At 58.4% G+C, this 20968-nt stretch carries 21 protein-coding genes; 12 read left to right on the forward strand and 9 right to left on the reverse strand.

Annotated features, from left to right (window positions below):
• Positions 1-83 precede the first annotated feature (83 nt).
• Both AARI_RS14280 and AARI_RS14285 read left to right on the forward strand, forming a co-directional pair.
• Positions 84-386: a hypothetical protein gene (locus AARI_RS14280; RefSeq protein ID WP_102599145.1), complete on the forward strand. Its 303-nt coding sequence runs from the start codon at positions 84-86 to the stop codon at positions 384-386.
• Between the two features lie 43 nt (positions 387-429).
• Positions 430-840 (forward strand): RNA-binding S4 domain-containing protein, encoded by a 411-nt coding sequence (locus AARI_RS14285; RefSeq protein WP_013349992.1) that lies wholly within the window; start codon positions 430-432, stop codon positions 838-840.
• On the opposite strand, the gene AARI_RS14290 is transcribed toward AARI_RS14285, so the two are convergent.
• Positions 837-2786 (reverse strand): S9 family peptidase, encoded by a 1950-nt coding sequence (locus tag AARI_RS14290; protein WP_013349993.1) that lies wholly within the window; start codon positions 2784-2786, stop codon positions 837-839. The genes AARI_RS14285 and AARI_RS14290 overlap by 4 nt on opposite strands.
• Here AARI_RS14290 and AARI_RS18715 point away from each other — a divergent pair.
• Positions 2775-3401 carry a DUF1697 domain-containing protein gene (locus AARI_RS18715; RefSeq protein ID WP_231849396.1) on the forward strand — a complete coding sequence of 209 codons (627 nt, stop codon included), beginning with the start codon at positions 2775-2777 and terminating at the stop codon, positions 3399-3401. The two genes, AARI_RS14290 and AARI_RS18715, sit on opposite strands and share 12 nt — an antisense overlap.
• A gap of 59 nt (positions 3402-3460) precedes the next feature.
• Positions 3461-4117, forward strand: coding sequence for a trimeric intracellular cation channel family protein (locus AARI_RS14300; RefSeq protein WP_013349995.1), 657 nt, complete (start codon positions 3461-3463; stop codon positions 4115-4117).
• Here the strand turns inward: AARI_RS14300 and AARI_RS14305 are convergent.
• A complete protein-coding gene (locus AARI_RS14305) occupies positions 4114-5370 on the reverse strand; it encodes an MFS transporter (protein WP_013349996.1) in 1257 nt (418 codons plus the stop codon). The genes AARI_RS14300 and AARI_RS14305 overlap by 4 nt on opposite strands.
• Before the next feature lie 14 nt (positions 5371-5384).
• Positions 5385-5942 carry a TetR/AcrR family transcriptional regulator gene (locus AARI_RS14310; RefSeq protein ID WP_013349997.1) on the reverse strand — a complete coding sequence of 186 codons (558 nt, stop codon included), beginning with the start codon at positions 5940-5942 and terminating at the stop codon, positions 5385-5387.
• Between the two features lie 132 nt (positions 5943-6074).
• Between AARI_RS14310 and AARI_RS14315 the strand changes: the two genes are divergently transcribed.
• From AARI_RS14315 to AARI_RS14325, 3 genes are all read left to right on the forward strand, one after another.
• A complete protein-coding gene (locus AARI_RS14315) occupies positions 6075-7592 on the forward strand; it encodes an MFS transporter (RefSeq protein WP_013349998.1) in 1518 nt (505 codons plus the stop codon).
• Between the two features lie 294 nt (positions 7593-7886).
• On the forward strand, positions 7887-8090 hold the full coding sequence (locus AARI_RS14320) for a cold-shock protein (protein WP_013349999.1): 204 nt from the start codon (positions 7887-7889) through the stop codon (positions 8088-8090).
• 126 nt (positions 8091-8216) lie between these two features.
• Entirely contained in the window at positions 8217-9209 is a 993-nt protein-coding gene (locus AARI_RS14325; RefSeq protein WP_013350000.1) for an LLM class flavin-dependent oxidoreductase, read from the forward strand.
• On the opposite strand, the gene AARI_RS14330 is transcribed toward AARI_RS14325, so the two are convergent.
• On the reverse strand, positions 9196-9678 hold the full coding sequence (locus tag AARI_RS14330; protein WP_013350001.1) for a hypothetical protein: 483 nt from the start codon (positions 9676-9678) through the stop codon (positions 9196-9198). The genes AARI_RS14325 and AARI_RS14330 overlap by 14 nt on opposite strands.
• Before the next feature lie 21 nt (positions 9679-9699).
• Positions 9700-10944 (reverse strand): MFS transporter, encoded by a 1245-nt coding sequence (locus AARI_RS14335; protein ID WP_404813056.1) that lies wholly within the window; start codon positions 10942-10944, stop codon positions 9700-9702.
• 237 nt (positions 10945-11181) lie between these two features.
• Between AARI_RS14335 and AARI_RS14340 the strand changes: the two genes are divergently transcribed.
• From AARI_RS14340 to AARI_RS14355, 4 genes are all read left to right on the forward strand, one after another.
• Positions 11182-11658, forward strand: coding sequence for an Lrp/AsnC family transcriptional regulator (locus AARI_RS14340; RefSeq protein ID WP_041650078.1), 477 nt, complete (start codon positions 11182-11184; stop codon positions 11656-11658).
• A gap of 135 nt (positions 11659-11793) precedes the next feature.
• The gene (locus AARI_RS14345; protein ID WP_013350004.1) at positions 11794-12057 is read left to right on the forward strand and encodes a hypothetical protein; all 264 of its coding nucleotides are present in this window, start codon (positions 11794-11796) and stop codon (positions 12055-12057) included.
• 45 nt (positions 12058-12102) lie between these two features.
• Complete coding sequence (locus tag AARI_RS14350) at positions 12103-13008, forward strand: LysR family transcriptional regulator (RefSeq protein WP_013350005.1); 906 nt, start codon at positions 12103-12105, stop codon at positions 13006-13008.
• 59 nt (positions 13009-13067) lie between these two features.
• A complete protein-coding gene (locus AARI_RS14355; RefSeq protein WP_013350006.1) occupies positions 13068-14132 on the forward strand; it encodes an enoyl-CoA hydratase/isomerase family protein in 1065 nt (354 codons plus the stop codon).
• Here AARI_RS14355 and AARI_RS14360 read toward each other — a convergent pair.
• Positions 14129-14548, reverse strand: coding sequence for a hypothetical protein (locus AARI_RS14360; RefSeq protein ID WP_157867160.1), 420 nt, complete (start codon positions 14546-14548; stop codon positions 14129-14131). The two genes, AARI_RS14355 and AARI_RS14360, sit on opposite strands and share 4 nt — an antisense overlap.
• A 107-nt stretch (positions 14549-14655) precedes the next feature.
• Here AARI_RS14360 and AARI_RS14365 point away from each other — a divergent pair, with 107 nt between their 5' ends.
• Positions 14656-15963, forward strand: coding sequence for an ISL3-like element ISAar19 family transposase (locus tag AARI_RS14365; protein ID WP_013347368.1), 1308 nt, complete (start codon positions 14656-14658; stop codon positions 15961-15963).
• On the opposite strand, the gene AARI_RS14370 is transcribed toward AARI_RS14365, so the two are convergent.
• Genes AARI_RS14370 through AARI_RS14380 form a run of 3 tightly spaced genes read right to left on the reverse strand, consistent with a single transcriptional unit; the run spans position 15946 to position 20911 of the window.
• Positions 15946-17352 carry an FMN-binding glutamate synthase family protein gene (locus tag AARI_RS14370; RefSeq protein WP_041650081.1) on the reverse strand — a complete coding sequence of 469 codons (1407 nt, stop codon included), beginning with the start codon at positions 17350-17352 and terminating at the stop codon, positions 15946-15948. The genes AARI_RS14365 and AARI_RS14370 overlap by 18 nt on opposite strands.
• Before the next feature lie 59 nt (positions 17353-17411).
• Positions 17412-19172 (reverse strand): amino acid ABC transporter ATP-binding/permease protein, encoded by a 1761-nt coding sequence (locus AARI_RS14375; protein WP_013350007.1) that lies wholly within the window; start codon positions 19170-19172, stop codon positions 17412-17414.
• A complete protein-coding gene (locus AARI_RS14380; RefSeq protein ID WP_013350008.1) occupies positions 19172-20911 on the reverse strand; it encodes an ABC transporter ATP-binding protein/permease in 1740 nt (579 codons plus the stop codon). Before AARI_RS14380 ends, AARI_RS14375 begins: the two co-directional genes overlap by 1 nt.
• Positions 20912-20968: the final 57 nt, after the last annotated feature.

Here is a 20968-nt window from a genome sequence, read left to right on the forward strand (position 1 = left end):
AATCTCATTCTCAATGGCTAAGATTTATTGCTATGGGGATTGAGAAAGTTCGGAAGCTAGCAACGGTAGTTGCTATCTCAGCTATGGCATTGTTGAGCACCGGTTGCGCGTTTGTTGAGGATACTGCCAACGGCGCGGCTAGCCAGCTCACCGACGCGGCTTCTAAGGAAATCGTGCGTCAGGCATGCGCCCCGGTCCAAGACGGCACCATAGATGCCAGCGAATTGCGTGTTCTTTCTTCCATCGTGAAATCTGTTCAGGGCGGTGGGCTGCCGCAGGAACTAGTTGATGTGCTGCAGGAACTGGCTAATTCCGGAGATCAGGCACCTGAGGCATTGCAAGAGCGCCTAGTTGAGATTTGCGACGACGCAACGGTGTCCAACTAGTTCCAACTGCGGCTCTAACAGGTCGCTGATCTAGACTTTTGCCATGGTCCAAATTCCAACAAGCGGCAAAGTTCGTCTCGATGCATGGCTTTGGGCAGTACGCATCTATAAGACCCGTTCTGCCGCAACTACTGCGTGCCGTGCTGGCCATGTGCGTTTGAACGGCGACCCGGTCAAAGCTTCGCAAACCGTTGTGCCAGGCGATCGCATCCGTGTGCGCAAGGACGGATTCGACCGCGAATTGGAAGTCAGCGCACTGATTTCCAAGCGTGTTGGCGCACCAGTTGCCGTCAAGTGCTACATCGACCACACCCCACCGCGAGAACGCCTGATCATTCCGCAGGTCCCGATTCGTGAACGTGGCGCAGGGCGGCCTACCAAGAAAGATCGCCGCGAAATGGATCGCTTGCGGGATTCTTGGCAGGCACCTGATTCCGGTGTTGATCTGCCCTAGGACAATTCGATACTTGGCACGTCGGTCTGGAACTTGAAGATCTGCGCGTAGAAAGCCAAAGAGCTTTCCAGCGCCTTGATGATGTTCTGGGACTTCCTGAAACCATGCTGTTCTCCTTCGAAGAGAATGTACGCATGGGCAATGCCCCGTTCGGCGAGCGCGTCGGCCACTACTTGCGATTGTGCCGGCGGCACCACCTTGTCCTCATCGCCCTGCAGGAGCAGGACCGGGCAGGAGATCTTCGAGACGTGGTTGATCGGAGCGCGTTTCTCATAGAGGTCTGCGGCTTCCGGGTACGGTCCGACCAGCGAGAACATGTACTGCGACTCGAAGTCGTGGGTGTCCTGAACCAGTCCTACCAGATCCGAAACGCCGTATCGGCTGATGCCTGCGGTGAAGACATCCGAGAACGTCAGAGCGCACAATACAGTCCAGCCGCCGGCGCTGCCCCCTTCGATGCCGATGCGTGCTGGATCAGCAATTCCCTGGGCAACCAATGCGTTGATCACCGCGACGGTATCGGCCACGTCCACCACGCCCCAGGCCCCGCGCAGGCGATTTCGGTACTCACGTCCGTAGCCGGTGGAACCGCCGTAGTTCACGTCCACCACCCCGATGCCGCGTGAGGTGTAATAAGCCACCGTGGCACTGAGCGTGGGTGAAGCTTGGCTTGTCGGTCCACCATGCACAAAGGTGACAAAAGGCGGCAGTTCCCCTTCCATCCCCGCGTAGCCTTCTTGGGCTGGGCGGTAGAGCAAAGCGTGGACTGACTGCCCAGAGAGGTTCTTGCACTCGAATTCTTCAACCTCAGGAAGCATGGACGGCTCGGGCAGCTTCGCGATGGCACGGGTCACCGCGTGATGATCCAAGGTCTCAAGGTTGATCAAGGTAATTTCTTCACCTTGGGTCATCGATGAGGTACCGGCAAGCAGCCAACCGTCGCGCAGTGCGAAAGGACGGATTCGGGTGAAGGGCAACGCCAGATCTTCTAAACCGCCGGTATCCGAGTGCAGTCGCGCCAGCTTGGTGGTGCCAGTCCCGTAGGAGCACAGCAGTGTGTGGGCGTTTTCTACCAAATACCAACTGGTTCCCACCTGCCACAGCGGACCGGCAAATTCTGCTGGGCGGTCTACTAACCTGGTGGTGCGCGCCGAGCTGTCCTGGTAGAGGTAAGGGTTCCACCAGCCGCTGGCGTCAGAGATAAAGGCCAGCTGGTCATCATCGAGCCACTCTGGCTGCATTACCGAGATTTCTTCGCCCCCGGCAATGACTGTGTCCTCGAGGATGCCTTGCTCAGAGAAGTCAGCCAGGTGCAGTTGCGTGGAATCCCACGGCATATTCGGGTGTTCCCAGCTGATCCAGGACAGCCGGGTTCCAGCTGGGTTCAAACGCGGCGCTGCGACGAAGCGTGCAGGTCTGCTCAAGATGCGGATCTTGCCCAGATCGTTAGCTGCGCTGCCATCAAGCGGGATCTGCACGATGTGGCGCACCGGTTCAGCCCGCAGGTCTTCCATAATGGCCAGAACGGTGCCTTCGGGTCCTGGGGTGAACTCAGCGAAGCGCAGCTTCGGATCCGCGTTCTCACCACTGGCCGCAGTCAGCTCAATGGCATCGTGTCCGCCTGCGGTCTGGGAGTAGACCCGCTGGTCAGCGAAGTTCGCAAAGACAACGGTTGGGGTGGCGCCTTCGATCAGCATCCAGCTGGACCCACCGTATTCGTGGACCCGCGAACGCACATTGAATGGAGCGGCAATGAGCTCAGCACCGGGTGTTCCGTCGGTGCCGTATTCCATCAGCGTGATGCGTCCGCCTTCGGCAGGACGGCCTTCTTGGACAATGAGCTTGTCCGCAAAGAAGCAGGCGCCTCCCAGTGGTTTGGTTCCGGCGGCAACTTCTTGCGCGGAAATTGTTGATGGCCATGATCCAAAAGGTAAGTGCTGAGGCATGTTCTTGATCCTAGCGATCTTTCGCCTGCAAAACGATGCTCGACAAGCATCAATCGGATGCGCTTGGATTGTCTTATGACTAGATACGCCGTATTTCTGCGTGGAGTAAACGTCGGCGGGGTCAAAGTTCTGATGAAAGATCTGACGCAGCTGCTTCTGGATGCTGGTTTCACCGAGGTGAAAACACTTTTGGCCAGTGGCAATGTGGTGCTCAGCGTTCAGATCACCGATCCGCTGGCAATCCAAGAACAATGCAACGCGCTCTTGGCATCTCATTATCAGCGCCCAATTCCCACGCTTGTTTATACCGTTGAAGAAATCCAGCAGCTCTCCGCGGCGTTCCCGTTGCCTTTGCCGCAGCCAGCTGGCGAGCATCATGGGTACTACACGCTCTGCGAAACGGCACAGGATGCCCAAGAGATTGGAACGGCCATCGATGGGCTGGAGAACCATGGTGAATACGCTATCCAGGGCCGTGCGGTGGCATGGATTGTGCGCAAGGGAGAAAGCACCACTAATCCCATTGGCAAGCTCATGGATGCGCAGGCAAAGCAGCGCATCGTGAGCACACGAAATCACAACACCTTAGTGAAGGTCGCAAAGCTTCTCATCTGAGATCAATGGTGCGCAATAACTGTTCCTTGTCCGACCGATTGACCTGTCAGAGGCCTTGAATGTACATCCTGATTGAACTCATTGGCATTTTCTTTTTCGCCGTCGCGGGTTCCCTGATGGCCGCCCGCCGCGGTTTTGACCTGCTCGGGTCAGCTTTCCTTGGCGGAGTCTGCGGCCTAGGTGGCGGCGTGGTCCGAGACTTGATTCTCAATCAGTCCCCGGCAACATTCGCGCATCCGATCTACTTTATTCCACCGGTACTCGCAGCCCTATGCGTTTATGCATTCACCCCGTCGGTACAAAAGCTGCACCGGCTGGTCCAGCTCTTCGATGCCGCCGGACTGGGACTGTTCTGCGTCACAGGTACGCTCAAGGCTTTGGAGAATGATTTCAATCCGGTCACCGCGGTCCTCCTTGGCGTGATCACCAGTGTGGGCGGCGGGTTGATGCGTGATGTCATTTCCAACGTCACCCCCGATTTGTTCAATCCCCGCGATATCTATGCCTTAGCCGCCATGGTTGGTGCGGCGCTCACAGCCGTGGTGTGGCATCTGGGGATCATGAATGTTGCGGTGGGTGCCGGGATTGCCGGTCTGGCTTTTGCCATCCGTGTGGCATCCATCCGCTTTGGCTGGTCGGTCCCACTGGCCGCCGGCCATTGGCATCGGCCCAATCCCACGCCTCCTGCCAGCGACGGACCGCAGCGTCATTTCTAGTTGATGCGTTCCAGCTTGCCCAGGTCTTCGGTGCCCGGCGAATCATCTTCGATAGTGCGCGGAGAGTTGATGATAAATGCTCCGATCAGCATCACGATGACGCAGACACCGAGCATGGAGAAGGCCGCGCCCCACGAATCGGTGGCTTTTTGCACCACTCCGAAGAGCATCGGAACTACCGCGGCTCCGGCATAGCCCAAGCCTTGGGCGAAGCCAGAGAGCACGCCGGAGCCGTAGGTCGTGCGCGAGCGCAGGTTCATCATCAGCAAGGCGATCGCGAAGGTTCCCTGGCCTAGGCCCGCAAGGCAGATCCACACCGCAGTGTTCTGGGTTGGCGAGAGGTAGATGCCAAGGTGTCCGGACACCCAGCAAGCGGTGAAGATCAGCACGGCGAAGATCGGGTGTTTCAGGCGCGGAACCCATAGCGGCACCAAGAGGCTGACCGGCAAACCGAGGATTGCAAAGAGCGCAAGCATATTGCCTGCTGCCAGCTCATCCAGGCCGCGGTTCTGCAGGTATGGCGGAAGCCAGGTGAAGTAGACGTAGGTCTGCGCTGAATTTCCGGCCAAGAAGATTGCCAAGCCCCAGGCGACTTTGGACTTCCAAGGATTGATCTTGGCAATAGGTTGCGGATGCCCGCTGGCATGGACCGGGTTATCCGGACGATCAACCCCGCGGTCGGCAAAGAGCTGAACCAACCATGGAATCAGGACGATGCCCGAGAGCGCGGCCCAGGAACCGATGGACATCTGCCAGCTGGTGAGGTCGGCCAGTGGAACGGAGAACTGCGGGGCCATCCAGGTGCCAATGGCCAGCATCGTGACGTAGCCGCTGGTGACCATGCCGATTCGATCCGGGAAGTACTTCTTAACCAGTGGCGGCAGCACCACGTTGCCCATGCCATAGCCGGCGAGGGTCACGATGGACAGGGCCAGGAAAGAGTAGACCTCTGGCATGAAGATGCGGGCAATCTGGCCGCTGACGGCCAAGCCCAAGGAGATCATCAGGGTTGTTTCCAAGCCGAATGATTTGATCAGCCGTGGAGTAAGCAACCCGAAGACGGCGAAGGCGATGGGAGCGAGCATGGCCAAAAGACCGGTGGTGAATTCCGTGAATTGGATATCCGTTTCAATGCGGGAGAGCAATGGGGATACGGAAACAACTGCTGCGCGTAACGACAGAGCAAGTAGCAGGATGCCAAGAAGCGCTCCAACTCTTCCTGCGCGTGGAGAGACAACGCTGTCTTTTTTCATTGCTTACTTCCTGCTCATTTTTTGTTGAGATGTCCCAACTTCTTGATACTAGTGACTAACTCTAGTAAGCGATCCAGCTCACCATCAAAATTCCGTTCGTACCATGTCCCGGGCAGAGCGAGCTGGGCATAGAGTCCTTCTCCGGTGAGCATCACCAGATGTGCCACGTCCTTGCTTCCCACTTCGTGCAGAATGCACTGGTACCAGCGCTCACTGGTGATTTCGATCTTCTCTGATGCAGCCTTGTTTCCGGCTTGCGCCAGCCGCTGCAAGGCATTGAGATAGCGGTCCAGGTCGGTGTTGACTTCCGCGCTGGTGCGCACGTAATAAACCGAGGCTCCTTCAGCAGAGCTGGACATGCTTTCAATGTCTTTGGCGATGGGTTCTTCGCTGGCCTCGATCACGGCGTCGGCCAAGGCTTCCTTGGAGGCGAAGTGGTAGAGCAGCCCCCCTTTGGAGACTCCCGCTCGGGCTGCCGTTGCTTCGAGCGTGGCAGCACGGTCTCCTTCTTCACACAGCAGTGCGATATAAGCATCGAGCACTTTGCCGCGGGCAGCAGGTGGGCGCGCCATGGTTCTCCATTCCAAAGTTTATTGGTGATCGATCTGACCTTACCAACAATTGTAACTATACCGTCCGGACGGTACAGTTAATAATTGCGGTAACACTCCGCGCATCCGCTTACGACCCCAAGGGCGAACGTCATGACTTCAAATATCTCCTTACGAGCATCGGTGCTGAGCAAGCCGCGCCGTTGGGCGGCACTGGCGGTCTTGCTGTTCCCCGTACTGTTGATCTCCGTGGACAACACCGTGTTGTCCTTCGCTGTACCGGCAATCACCAAAGCCCTATCTCCCTCGGGCAACCAGCTGCTATGGATTATCGACATCTACCCGCTGATCCTGGCCGGCCTGCTGGTACCCATGGGCTCACTAGGCGACCGAATCGGCCGTCGCAAGCTATTGCTGATCGGCGCAACTGGCTTCGCACTGGTTTCCGCCCTGGCTGCTTTTGCCACCGACGCCACCCAGCTGGTGGCCGCCCGTGCACTGCTCGGCGTCTTCGGCGCCATGCTGATGCCAGCCACCTTGTCCTTGATCCGGAACATCTTCCCCGATGATGCTGAGCGCCGCACAGCCATCGCGGTATGGGCTGCAGCATTCTCCGGCGGCGCCGTGCTCGGCCCAATTGTCGGCGGCGTGCTGCTGGAGCACTTCTGGTGGGGCTCGGTATTCCTCATGGCCGTACCGATGCTGCTGCCGCTGCTCATCGGCGGAATGATCCTAGTCCCCGAATCCAAGGACCCGAATCCCGGGCGTGTGGATCCCTTCTCAATCATCCTGGTGGTCTTCACCCTTCTGCCCTTTGTCTACGCCATCAAAACCGCGGCAACTTCCCCGTGGTATTTCTCGGCGGCGGCAATTGCGCTGACCGTGCTTTGCGGTGTGACTTTCGTGCGTCGACAGCTCAAGGCCGAACAGCCCATGCTCGACGTCCGCTTGTTCAGCAACGCCTTGTTCTCCGGTGCCCTGATGGTTAACCTGATCGGCATTTTCTCGCTGGTGGGATTCATCTACTTCGTTTCCCAGCACCTGCAGCTCATTGCCGGCTTCTCCCCCATGCAGGCAGGTCTGTGGATGACCCCTGGTTTGGTGCTGACCATGGGATTCGGGTTGCTCTCGGTGGCCCTGTCCCGGCGCTTCGGCACCCCGAACATCATGGCCGTTGGCCTGATTCTTTCCGCCATCGCCTACCTGCTTGTGATTCTGGCTGGGGAAGGATCCAATTCCTTCATGCTCATGGCTGCCTTTGCGGTCTTGGGTACCGGCATCGGCATGACCGAGACGCTTTCCAATGACATGGTGCTGGCCGCCGTTCCAGCTTCCAAGGCAGGGGCCGCTTCGGCGATCTCGGAAACCGCCTACGAAGTGGGATCCGTTTTAGGTGTCGCAGTCTTGGGCACCATCTTGAATACGGTGTACTCCGCGCGACTGCTGGTTCCAAGCTCATTGACAGCCCAGCAGGCCCAGCAGGCAGGTGAGACATTGGGTGGTGCACATCAGCTCGCAGCAACCTTGCCAGCCGGCGATGCCCAAACGCTCTTGGAATCTGCTGCCCACGCCTTTGATCACGGCGTATTACTTACTTCCGGCATTGCCGCGGTGCTGTCATTGCTGGCTGCAGGGGTAGTATTCCGCGTCATCAAGCCCGCATTTCGATGAACTTGGTGAACCAGTTTCCCAAATTTTTGATTAATTGGTTCAAAGTTGTTCAATTGTCGTCAGCAAACACGTAGGCTAGGCATTGTAGTTCCAAAGTAATTCGCGAAGTACCCGTTAGAAGTTTGTGAATGTCGTACCACCTCGGTTGACGCGAGCCCCTTCTAGACGTGAAGTGAATGACTTGGCTGCTTCGCATTATCAGGCTTCCAACCCGGACTCCTGAGTCGTGCGTAGATTACAACCAAGCTCGCCAACTAAACCGGCGAGAAACGTCTGAAAGGACCAAATAAGAATATGGCAACCGGAATCGTCAAGTGGTTCAACGCTGAAAAGGGCTTCGGCTTCATCGCTCCAGACAGCGGCGATCCAGACGTCTTCGCACACTTCTCTGCAATCCAGACCCAGGGTTTCCGTACCCTGGACGAGGGCCAGAAGGTGGAGTTCGAAGTTGTTGAGGGTCCAAAGGGTCTGCAGGCTGCAGACATTCGCGCTCTCTAAAGAAGGTCTTTGGCACTAACGCCAGACTTAGCCAAGAAACGGTTATCCGCACTGCGGATATCCGTTTCTTGCGTTTGGGATAGGAATTACAGGAATACTTCCTGGCGATCACCGGTTGTACCAAGTGTGAAGCTTTCTATTTTGGATCTTGCTCCGGTTGAACCTGGATCAACTATTTCCGACTCTTTCAAGTCCTCCGTCCGTTTGGCGCAAACTGCAGAGCGCCATGGGTACGAACGCATCTGGTACGCCGAGCACCACAACATGCCGACCATTGCTTCCAGTGCGACCTCGCTGCTGATCAGCCACATCGCCCACCACACGCAGACGATCCGTCTGGGTTCTGGCGGCATCATGCTGCCTAACCATTCGCCTTTGGTGATTGCCGAGCAGTTCGGCACGTTGGCTGAAATCTATGGCGATCGCATCGACCTGGGTCTGGGACGCGCACCCGGCACCGATATGACCACCTTGCGCGCCCTGCGCCGTGATCCGTCAGCCGCTGATTCCTTCCCACACGATGTACTGGAATTGCAGGCCTTCCTGGCCGGGGAATCCAGGATTCCAACGGTGCAAGCGACCCCCGGCGCCGGAACCAACGTTCCGCTGTATATCTTGGGGTCTTCGCTCTTCGGTGCCAAGCTGGCGGCCCAGCTGGGCCTTCCGTTTTCATTCGCTTCGCACTTCGCACCAGCGGCCTTGCATGAAGCGATCCGCGTCTACCGCGAAGAATTCACCCCGTCCGAGCAGTTGGCCGAGCCATATGTCATTGCCGGAGTGGGCGTAGTTGCCGCGGAAACCGCTGAACGCGCCCATGAGCTGCTGGAAGTGGCCAAGCGCCACCGCGTAGCAAGCTTCCTGGGACGCAGCGCGAAGAAGGAGTTCACCGAAGCAGAAGTGGATATGCTCATGGATACGCCGCAGGCGCAGCAAATCCTCGACATGATGCGTTACACCGCGGTGGGCACCGGAGATCAGGTAGCTGAATACCTGCGCCACTTCGCTTCAGCAGCACAGGCCGAAGAACTGATTACCATTCACTACCCCACCGGCGAGCAGGCTCGTCTGGATTCTGTGATGATTACCGCCGAAGCTTCCCAATTGGCTAGCGCGAAGTAATCCTCACCCAGCGTTTGGTGGCCATCACAAGCAAGGCTGCCAATGCGATAAATAAGAAGAATTCCACGCCAATATAGGCGTAATGCCATAGCGATCCGCTCTCGGATGATCCAGCAAGTACCGCATCTGTACGTGCTGAGAGTCCCGGGCGGATCGCTACGGTTTTAATCAAGAGCAAGAGACCAACTGCTCCAACGCCCCAGCCCCACATCTTGTCGACGCCGCGCTTGATCGAACCGGCCAACAGCGCGATGAAGAACAGAACTTCTACCATGTTCATGGCGAAGAAAACACGACGGCCAATCCCCAGACCTAACGGGATAGTGATTCCCGGAGCCGTGAATTTTAGCGGTGCTTCAATGAATGAAATGCCGATGATCAGGCCGAGCCACAGCGCAGGAATGAAGATACGGGCCGCAACGGCCCACGTTGCACCCTTGGCCGCAGGCGTTGGAAGAGGACTAGTCATGCCTTCCACATTACGCGCGATTCAGCGTGCTTTGCGCTGTCCTGCCATGGCCCAGCTAGCCAGCACGGCCGCCAGTACGGCGCAGAAGATGGAGAACACAAGAATGCTCTGCTGCTGTCCGAAGACGCTAACAGCCCAACCCAGCGCGATCACTGGAAGAGCACTGCCAAGGTAGGTCACCAGGTAAATCGTAGAGACGGTTTGGGCGTGCTGATGGTCGCTTACGGCGTCAACGGCTGAAGCAAACGCGGTGCGGAAGGCGATGCCCTGGCCCAGACCCAAGAGAACCAGCGCAAGGATGGACCACACCAGAAGCTGGTGCTCCACGGCCAAGGCCAGCAGGATGACCGAGCTTGCCATCAAACCCAATCCGACAGGCAGCAAGACTTTGCCGCCACGAACTACCAGCTGCGAAAGCGCCGAGACACCCAAGGGCAGACCGGCAATCAAGCCAATAGCCAGCAACGACTCCAGTCCGAAAGCCTGAGCGAAGTAGCCCGGGGCTAAGGACAATACAAAGCCGAAGATGGCAAAGCTCAGGAAACCCACTAGGGCAGCGAGCCAGAACTGCGAACGGGCGGAACTTGGAACACCCAAACGGCGTGGGGCCAGCGCCTTGCTTCGTTGCCCGCGTTCGGCCTGCGCAATGGCAGGCCGGGCCTGCAAGGTGCTCAATGGAATCAGCACCAGCAACAATAAGATTGCCTGCACCGTGAACACAGTGGTGCGCCCGCCGGGAAAGTCAGCCAACAGCCCACCAAGGACTGGGCCGAAAGCGACGCCGCCCGAGGACGCAAGGAGGGTGAAGCGCGATGCCCATTCGGGACGGGCAGGCAGCAGTTCACGCAGCGCGGCAGCGCTGGCACCGGTAGCCAAGGCGACGCCGGTACCTTGCAGTCCGCGGCCAAGGCACAGCTCCAGTAGGTTGCTAGCCGATCCGAAGACCAGGGTCCCTGCCAAGGAAACGACCACTGCGACCACCAATGCGGCCCGGCGGCCAATATGATCTGACCAATGTCCCACGGTTGAGAGGAACAGCATCAGCGAACAGACATAGCTGGCGAAAGCCACGGTGGTTCCCATGGCGCCAAGGTGCAGTTCAGCTTGAAGGGCTGGGTACAGCGGGGTGGCCAGGTTGGCGCCTACCAGCAACAGGAAGCTGACGGCTACGGTGATCACCAGTCGGGCGGTCAGCCCTGGATTCCAGGAGAGCACGCGGTGATTCATTGGTTGCATGCGCAGCTCGCTGATGACCGACAAATTCACTCCCAGGATCAAAGTAGTTCAGAATATTCGGGCTTGAATATTGCCCAGAAAAAGTTTTTACCGGTGGAGCCACTCGCAGCCCCACCGGTTAGTTGAGCGTTCTGCTTGAGTTTGTCTACTGCAACAGATCGTTCAGTCACTAATATCCTCCGGTAGAAAGCAACCAGAGATATTTCTTGTTAGGATTTGAGCAGTTTGTTCAAAAAATTAACCCCTCAGTGGACCCGGAGTGAGCATATAGTGCGATTAGACGATGTAGACCTGAAAGTACTGCTCTCCTTGATCAAGGACCCACGCATCCAAATCTCTGAACTCGCAGATGAGGTGGGTGTTGCGCGCAACACAGCGCAGTCGCGTTTACGCCGTTTGCAGCGTGCGGAAATCCTTCGCGACGGCGGCCGCGACATCGACTTGAGCAAGCTGGGCTACGACGTACTCGCCTTCGTAACCCTGGAAGTGAATCACCGCGATCTGGATTCCGTAGTGACCGCACTGCGCCAGATCCCCAGCGTGCTGGAAATCCACGAGACTTCCGGGCGGGGTGACGTGTGGGTAAGGCTTATCGCCACCGACACCCACCAGCTGCAATCTGCACTACGCCAGATTTTGCGTGTCAAGGGTGTCACCCGTTCAGAAACGACCTTCGCGCTGCATACGCATTTGGCTTACCGTGCCGCTCCGCTGCTGGAACACTATGCCGAACATGACCACTAGGAAGTCATTCACCATCCACTGCAGAAAACAAGTCTTTCGTTTCTAGTTGTCGCGACCTACTCTGGTGATACGAGAAGTCACGAGGTAAATTCCCGGCTTCCGGCGGATCCCTCGTATTCGACGAAGGAGTACGCAATGACTAAGGATTTCGACACCACAGAGTTTGCGCCGCAGTACGGCAACGACATCTACGAGCCGGATGACGGACGCGATTCCCAGGCGTATGAGGGCTCAAGCGACATGCCCGAAACCATGCGCAATCTCGATCCGCTGGCACAGCGCAATTACCTCTACGATGATGATCTGGAAACCGAAGATCAGCTCGATAATGAATTCGCCGAAAACGACGATGATGACGAAGAAACCACAGAACTTGTTGACCTTGAGGACGAACTCTAGGCCGTGGGCTAAGCAAATCTTTGGCTAAGGCCATAGACTTTAGAAGTGATTAATCCAGTTCATTTGCGCACATTGCTTGAAGTGGTGGCGCATCGTTCCTTCGCCACGGCCGCAACCCGCCTAGGCTACACGGCCAGTGCCGTCTCACAGCAGATGACAGCACTGGAGCGCAGCACCGGAACCACGCTGTTCCTGCGCGGGGCACGTTCCATCACGCCAACCCCCGGTGCGTTGCGCATGGTGCGCCACGCCAAACGCGTCCTGACCGACCTCGACGCCCTGATGGCCGACGTCGCAACCATCTCCACAGAAACGACCGACCTTGAAGAAATCAAGCTCGGCATCTTCCCTTCCCTCGCGACCTACGCGCTGCCGCAAATCCTCAAGGCCCAAGATTGGGCCTCATTGGGTGTCAACCTGCGCCTGTGGATTGGCGAACCCCAGCAAACCGTGGCCGGCCTTGGAACCGGCGGAGACCTGGATTTGGCGCTGATCTTCCAAGTAGGCCCTGGCGGGCTGTCATGGCCAGCCTCCTTGGAACGCACCTGGCTGGGCGATGACCAGTTCCGTGTGGTGATCCCAGCTTCCTGGCATATCGCTGAAGACTCGCAGCTGACCGTGGACCAGCTGGCCGAATGGCCGTGGATCTTCCACCATCCTGGCACCTCTGACGCCACCTTGATTTCGCGATTGTTCTCTTCCTACAACATCCACCCGCAGGTCGCTGCGTACTGCGATGATTTCAACGCTTCGCTGAGCCTCGTCTCCTCCGGGCTGGGTGCCGCGCTGGTTCCTGATCTGGCGATGGCCAATGCTCCGGAAGGTATCCGCATCGTGGATGCCCCCGAGATCCGCTTGGCCCGCTCGATCTTTGCGCTGAAACCAGAAAATTCAAAGAAGCCAAAAGCCGCATTGGTCTTGGATCGACTGGCCCAGGTACTCGCCCAGTAGGGCGCTTCCTGAACCACACCGTCGCTTCAGTAGCTGTACCTAGAAAGAGGAAATCACTGGTGGAGAACCAAAGTCCTGCAACTGCTGCCCCGAGCCAGATCATCTCAACCGTGCACGGTCCTATCGGACATATCGAGTTGAATCGCGATGCGAAGCTCAATGCGTTGAATCTGGACATGCTCAATGAGCTGAGCCGGGTGCTGCGTGCCTGGGCCCAGGACTCCTCGATTTCTCTGGTATTGCTCACCGGCCGTGGACAGCGTGCCTTCTGCGCCGGCGGAGATATTGCAGACTTCCATGCGGCGATCACCACCGGCCGGCATCAAGATTTTGCCAACTTGCTGGCCACCGAGTTTGATCTGGATTATCTGATCTCCACCTACCCCAAGCCGTTGATCAGCTTGGCACATGGGATTACCATGGGCGGCGGCATCGGCCTGGCCTCCCATGCACCGGTACGTCTGGTAACTGCGAATGCCGCGATGGGCATGCCCGAAGCGAAGATCGGCTACACCCCTGATGTGGGCGGGAGCCACCTGCTGGCCAGCGCACCGGGCCACTTCGGCGAATACTATGCCATGAGCGCGCAATCATTCACCGGAGCTGATGCGGTGTTGCTGGGCTTCGCCGATGTCGTGGTCACCGAGGGCTTCGCCGAGAATATCCTCGACGAGCTCGATGAGTTCGTGGGACTGAACGCCGGTGAAATCGCCGCGGCCATCGAGGTGATGCACGGTGCACCTGAGTCTTTCGCGTTGGAAATGGATCAGGGCTGGATCGATCACGCTTTCGGAGCCGTCACTCCGCAAGAAGTCTTCGATCGCCTTCAGCACATGGTTCACCCATCTGCTCAGCGCGCCGCCCAGCAGCTGGCAGCCAACTCCCCGACCAGTGTGGCCAGCGCGTTCTACAACGTGCGTGCAGCACGTGAAGAGCAGGATTTGCGTTCAGCATTAGACCGCGAGCTGCGGCTGGCCCGGTACTTGATGTACCGGCCGGATCTGGCTGAAGGCATCCGCGCCCAGGTCATAGACAAAGACCGCAACCCTACGTGGAGTCCAGCTTCCTTGGAAGAAGTGGATCACGCAGCATTGCGGTCATTAGCTGAAGGAACAGAAGACTAGCTTTCGGCTCCTGGCCGGCCTTCTGGGCGGGTGACATCTGCATGCACCGGGTGGACCTTCGCGGAATCCTTGGGTTCAATCCGCGGTGCGTCTACGGCATCTTCTGGTTCGTGAACGGTTGCCGGGACGATTCCCACGCCCTTGGGAGTTTGGTATTCCAGCGCCGCATGCTCACCGAAGTGATCAGCATCCGCCTCATCCCAGTCTTCCTTCCACGAGATTGGCGTACCTTCAAGCAGTTCGCCGGGGCGCAACCACTGGAACAGCGAAGCGTAGGAACGGGTGGACTGCAGGTTCACTCGACGGCGCAGCATTTGGGTGTTCAGCTGCTCCGGGCTGGTCAACCCCATTGAGGCCATGATCTGTGCGCATTCGGTGACGGTTAAGCGGCTCTTCAGGAATAAGAGTGTAACCACCTGAAACCAACACCCCGATTCCCGGGCATGTCGCCGAGCACGAAAAAGTCGAGGTCTTCCAGAAGAATGGAAGTTACTACACTAGCCATTTTCGAAAGACCTCGACGTTGCTCAATCCTACCTTCACCGCACCAGACCTCACCACTTTCACCAATCTTGACGGCTTGGGACTGACCGCAATCGGGCAACACCTGAGCGCAGCGAAAGCCGAAATCCTCTGCCACGTCACCAACCCGATCCCTTGGTGCCAAACCTGCGGAGCAGCAGGCATTCCACGCGATACCGTCACCCGCCGCCTCGCCCACGAACCATTGGGCTGGCGTCCCACTGTCCTAGTCATCAAACACCGCCGCTACCGTTGCGCCAATTGCCAACGAGTCTGGCGTGAAGAGCTGTCCCAAGCAGTAGCGCCACGCCAGAAAATCAGCAGGACCGGGCTACGCTGGGCGCTGGTTGGACTGGTCTGCCACCACTTGTCAGTCTCCCGAATTGCCGAAGGCCTCGGCGTCACCTGGAATACCGCCAATGAGGCTGTGCTGGCTGAAGGTCAACGCTTACTGATTGATGATCCAACCCGCTTCGACGGGGTCAAAGTGCTGGGAGTCGATGAACATGTTTGGCGGCATACCCGAACCGGCGACAAATACGTCACCGTGATTGTGGACCTCACCGCGGTGCGTGACGGCACCGGTACCGCACGACTGATCGACATGGTCCCTGGAAGATCCAAAGCTGTATTCAAAACCTGGCTGGCTGATCAAGAAGAACAATGGAAACAGGGCATTGAAGTCGTCGCAATGGACGGTTTCACCGGCTTCAAAACAGCTGCCGTCGAGGAGCTACCCCACGCGGTGGAGGTGTTGGATCCATTCCATGTAGTCAAACTAGGTTCCGAGGCGCTGGACCAGACCCGGCAACGGATTCAACGTGAGCAACATGGGCGTCGAGGACGCAAGGATGACCCGCTTTACAAGTGCAGGCGAACGCTGACCACGGGACTATCCTTGGCTACGGAAAAGCAGAAGACCAAGCTTGAAGACCTGTTCAAGGAGCCGGAGTATGAGCCGGTTCAATTGGTCTGGAGCGTGTATCAGAAGATGGTGGATGCCTACCGGCAACCGAAGCCCGAGGTCGGACGGTGGGCCTTGGAGCAACTGATCAACGAAGTTGGCACGAAGGTACCGAAAGGGTTGCCGGAGCTGAAAAAGCTCGGCGGCACCCTGCGCAGGAGGAAGACGGACATTCTCGCGTACTTTGATCATATTGGTAGTTCGAATGGTCCTACCGAGGCTTTGAATGGCAGGTTGGAGCATCTGCGAGGTATCGCGTTGGGGTTCAAGAATCTGGCGCACTATATCGCCCGGTCGTTGTTGGAGACCGGTGGGTTTAGACGGCGTTTACACCCTCAATCCTGAAGAGCCGGTTAAGCGGTGGTAGTTGTAGACGCGGTGGCCCTTATCTTCTACATCCAAGGCACGCATCAGGCGCTTGTTCTGCGTGGCCACGCCCACTGGGCAGTGGTTAGTATGGCACTGCTGGGCCTGAATGCAGCCGGTGGCCATCATCATCGAACGTGCCGAGAAGGTGAAGTCCGCACCCTGGATCAGACGTTTGATGATGTCAGATCCATTGGCTACCTTGCCTGCAGCGGCGAGGCGAATCTCATCGCGCAGCCCAGCACCAACCAGGGTGTTGTGCACCAGCATCAGCCCCTCGGTCAGCGGGGCACCGACATGGTCCTCGTATTCCAGCGGGGCGGCCCCAGTTCCGCCTTCAGCGCCATCGATGGTGATGAAGTCGATCAGGATGCCGGTATCCAGCATGCCCTTGCAAATGGCCATGACGTCGGTGCGTGAACCGACACAGAATTTGATGCCCACCGGCTTTCCACCGGAGAGCTCGCGAAGCTTCGCGACGAAATGCATCAATTCGCGCGGGGTGGAGAATTCGGCGTGGCTGGCTGGGGAAATGCAATCCACGCCCATTGGCACATCGCGGGCCGCGGAAATTTCCTCGGTGACCTTGGCGGCTGGAAGCACGCCGCCCAAACCTGGCTTGGCACCCTGGGAGAGCTTGATGGTGATGCCTTTGACGTTCTCATGTTTCGCCTTGGCGGCGAAGGTTTCAGGGTTGAAGCGGCCTTCCGCGGTACGGCAACCGAAGTAGCCTGAGCCGATTTCCCAGAACAGGTCTGCACCGTATTCCAAGTGGTACTTGGTCAGCCCGCCCTCTCCAGTCTCATGGACGAACTCGCCCATCTGCGCGCCCTTGTTCATCGCAAGAACGGCGTTGGCAGAGAGCGAACCGAAACTCATCGAGGAGATGTTCATCAGTGAAATCTCATAGGGCTGGGTGCACTGGCTGGAACCGACACGGACACGGTGCTGGGTCGTGGCCGGGGCAACCGGAGCTACCGAATGCAAGAGATACTCATGGCCGACTTCGTTGACGTTCAGCTCGGTACCGAAAGCCTTGTGGCTATCGGCGCCCTTAGCGCGTGCATAAATCAGCGAGCGGGTGTCGCGATTGAACGGACGGCCATCGGTATTGCGTTCAATGAAATACTGCTGGATCTCAGGACGGATGAATTCGAACAGATAGCGGGCATGGCCGACAATCGGGAAGTTGCGCAGGATCGCGTGCTTCTTCTGCAACAGATCGCGAATGCCCAGCAGCACCAGCAAACCGGTGAGTACGACCAGGATCCACCACACCCATTCACCGGAGGTGCCGGCAAGGATCGAGGTCACCACGAAGCCACTGAATAGGACGGCCAGGAACAGAAGAACCACTATTCGCATCATGATGCGAGCCTAGTACTTGCCAGTTCACTTGTCAGGTTAATCACGCTTGCGCCGGTGGCTTAGCCTGGGAGAATCCGGTCCGCTTCACGCACGGCCATGCGTGAGAACAAGGAATCCTCATCGCGCAGCAACGCTTGCGCCGCTCCGCGTTCAACGACCTTTCCTTCGTGCATCACCAGGATTTCCTGCGCCTGTTCAAGGATCGACAGCCGGTGGCTGATCATCAGCACCGCCATCCCTTCCCTGCGTCGGGCAGCCACTGCTTGAAGGACCAGCTGTTCGCTGCGCGCATCCAGGGCACTGGTGGATTCATCAAGGATCAATACCGCGGGGTTGCGCAGCAGGGCTCGGGCTAGGGCCAGACGTTGGCGCTGACCTCCTGAAAGCCTGGTGAATCGATCTCCCAAGCGGGTCTGCAGACCTTGCTTCTGCTTGCGCAGCCACGCTCCGAGTCCCAGTTCTTCCAGGACTTCTTCCATCGCTTCATCGCTGATGCCTTCGGCGCCTAACAGGAGGTTCTCGCGCAGCGTGCCGCGGACCATTACTGCTTCTTGGGATACCAGGGATATTCGGCGGCGCAGTTCTTCCAGGCTCGCATCGACCAGCGGAACCTGCCAGAAGGTTGCGGTGCCAGAGGCTGGGACCGAGCGCACCAACGCCGCGGCAACCGATGACTTGCCGGATCCGCTTTCGCCCACCAAGGCCAGCAAGGATCCTGGTTCTAGTTCAAAGCAGACGTCTTGGACCACCAGCTGGTTTCCATAGTTGACCTCAAGGTCAGCCACGCGCAGGGTTCCGCTGGTTGGCAGCGGGAGCGGGTTGGCCGATTCGCTCACCGGGTGCTTTTGGATCGCGGTGGCATATAGTCGGCGAGCGCTGGCCAATGAATCTTGCAACCCGAGGATGAAGCCATCCACCGCGCGCATCGCTTCATAGGAGGGGATCAATGCGCAGCAAAGAATGATCAAGGCACCGAACTGCTGCGCGGTTCCAAGCAGGACAAAGAGCGCAATCAAGCTGCCCCAGAGCACCAGCTGCGTCAGTGCGGCCCGGATGGCGCTGAGCTTTCCGGTGGCCAGTCCGGCACTCCTGGCGTGCTGCAGGCTGTGCTGCATGTCTTCGATGACTGGTTTGCCGGCATTGAATCCGTGGATCACGTCGATGCCGCCCAAGACATCGGCGAGCATCTGATTCTGGGTTCCCCGCGCCTTGGCTGCGTCCCTTGCGCTGCGGCGCAGCGTGCCAACGCCCAAGGCGGGAATGACCAAGCCAATGAGCACATAGCCGGCGAGCATCACCACTGCCGGTTGAATCCCGAATACGGCCCATGTGCCCCAGGTTGCCAGGCCGCTGAGCACTACCGCGGCCACAGCCGGTGGCAGGGTGTGTGCGAAGAACACCTCCACCTTGTCAATGTCGCTGGTTGCCTTGGCAAGCATTCCGCCGGAGTTCTTGCTGTCGGCGGCAAAGGGCGCTTGGCGTTCGAAAGCCTCATACATGCGGTTGCGCAACCGTGCCAGGGAAAGGAACGCCACCCGATGTCCGATATATTGCTCCAAGTAGCGCACTACTCCCTTGAGCAGTCCAAGGAAGATAATCAGGGCCACCAGCACACCCCAGCTAAGGCCGGCTAGCAGTTCTGCCTGGTCCACCTGCAAGACCTTGAGAAGTCCTATGCCGGCAACCAGATAGATCCCCAAGGATGCGATGCGGGTGGCGCAGGCCAAGATGCAGGCCAGCAAGAGAGGCGGGAGCAGATCCTTGGTGCTGCCGATCAGCCAGTTGACCGTTTTAAGGGTGGAAATTTTCTGCGTTGGCATTAGTTCTCCTCCCCTGGCTGTGCCGGGCTGCTGGTGTGCAGCGCAGCAGTGCGCTGGCGAAATCCATCCATGGCTTCTTTCAGATAGCCCTCGGCAGCCAAAAGTTCTTCTCGGTCTCCAGCCTGGATCAGCTGCCCCTGATCCATGACCAGCACGTAGTCATAGTCCGCCAGCAGCCCCAGCCGGTGGGTGACAGTGATGACCGTGGTGCTGCGGTTGACCGCACGCAAGGTTTGGAGCACTTCCTCTTCGGTCTGCACGTCCAAGGCGCTGGTGGGCTCATCGAGCAGCAGGATTGGACGCTGCGCCAGCAGGGCCCGGGCCAGGGAGATGCGTTGGGCTTGGCCGCCAGATAGGCGGGCCCCGCTTTCGCCCAGGCGTTCATCCAATCCCCCGGGCTGTTGTGCCAGCCAGGATCCCATGCCGACTTCCTGCAGCGCTTCGATGAGGTCTTCATCGCTAGCCTTGGGCGCACCCAGCAAGAGGTTCTCACGCAGGCTCAGCCCGAAGAGAGTTGCCTTCTGCTCCACTACGGCTGTATTGGCCTTCAAGGTTGCAGAACCCATGGCTTGGCGCGCATCGCGGATGCTACCGCCTGTGGCTTCGAGCTGTCCTTGCAGCACACGCAGCAACGTGGTCTTGCCGCTTCCCGAGGGGCCGATAATGGCTGTGCGCGAACCTGCGGGGAAATGCCAGGTGACCCCGGATAGCGCATGGTGTTCGTTGTCGTAGCTGGCGCTGACCTTGTCCAGGATCAAGTCGCGGTGGCGCAAGTCCACGTGCAGCGGGTTGGCCATGGAGCGGTGCATCGGAATTTCGGCGATTTCTGCCAATTTCTTCTCGGCGGCCTTGCCGGTCATCCCGATGTAGAAGAAGCTGCCGACATAGTTCACCGGGGCGAGCATCAAGAAGCTCAGAATCACCAGGGACATCGCCGCGCCAGGGGTGATGGCTCCGGTGCCGGCTCGCCACCAGGCCAGCAGAGCGGCGCTGGAAAGCAGCAACACCGCGAAACTGGAATCGATGACCAGCAGGATCAGTTGATTGCGGGCCAGCAGCTTCATCACTTGCTGGCGTACTCTTTCGGTTGCTTGCCTGATGCGCTTGCCCATCCACTGGCTGCCGCCGTTGAGCTTGAGCATGCCCAATGAGCGCAGCGCATCAAGGAAGGTCGCCGACAAGATGCCTTGCGCTCGACGGTACTCACCGTTGGAGGAGCCAAAGCGCTGTTGGAATCCGAGCACAATGACCGGTACCAGAGCGGTAGGGATCAGCATCAGAAGTGCACTGAGCGGATCAATGGCAAAGGCAATGAAGCACAGGATCAGCACCGGGGTGGCTACCGCGGAGACCGCTGGCCCAATGAAGCTGGACCGGTACTTCACAGAACGTTCCACCGAGTCCATGGCGGCGTGCACCAGCTCGCCTTCCCCGGCGTTGCGTACCGCCAGCGGACCGATGGAAAGATAGTGCTTGAGCAGCTTCGTGCGATGGTGCTCGGTGAGTTCTTGGGTGTGGTGCGAGATCACGACCGGGATCAAGAAAGTCGCGACGGTAGTGATCAGCAGTTCGCCGAAGGCACTGAAATACCATGGGGCGCCCAACCGGCGTCCGGCCATCAGCTCATCGAGCCCCTCGCCGAGCACAATCACCAGACCGGCGGTTCCCGCCGCGGCAATCAGGCTCAGCGCTACCACGATGGCTGTTGAAGCCGAGAAAATTCCAAAGACCCTACGCACCCTCCTATCCTAGGCCAGAGCCTCCGAACAGCCCCTAGCCATGGGCGCTTCGTGGCG

This window comes from Glutamicibacter arilaitensis Re117 (assembly GCF_000197735.1).
Classification (GTDB): domain Bacteria; phylum Actinomycetota; class Actinomycetes; order Actinomycetales; family Micrococcaceae; genus Glutamicibacter; species Glutamicibacter arilaitensis.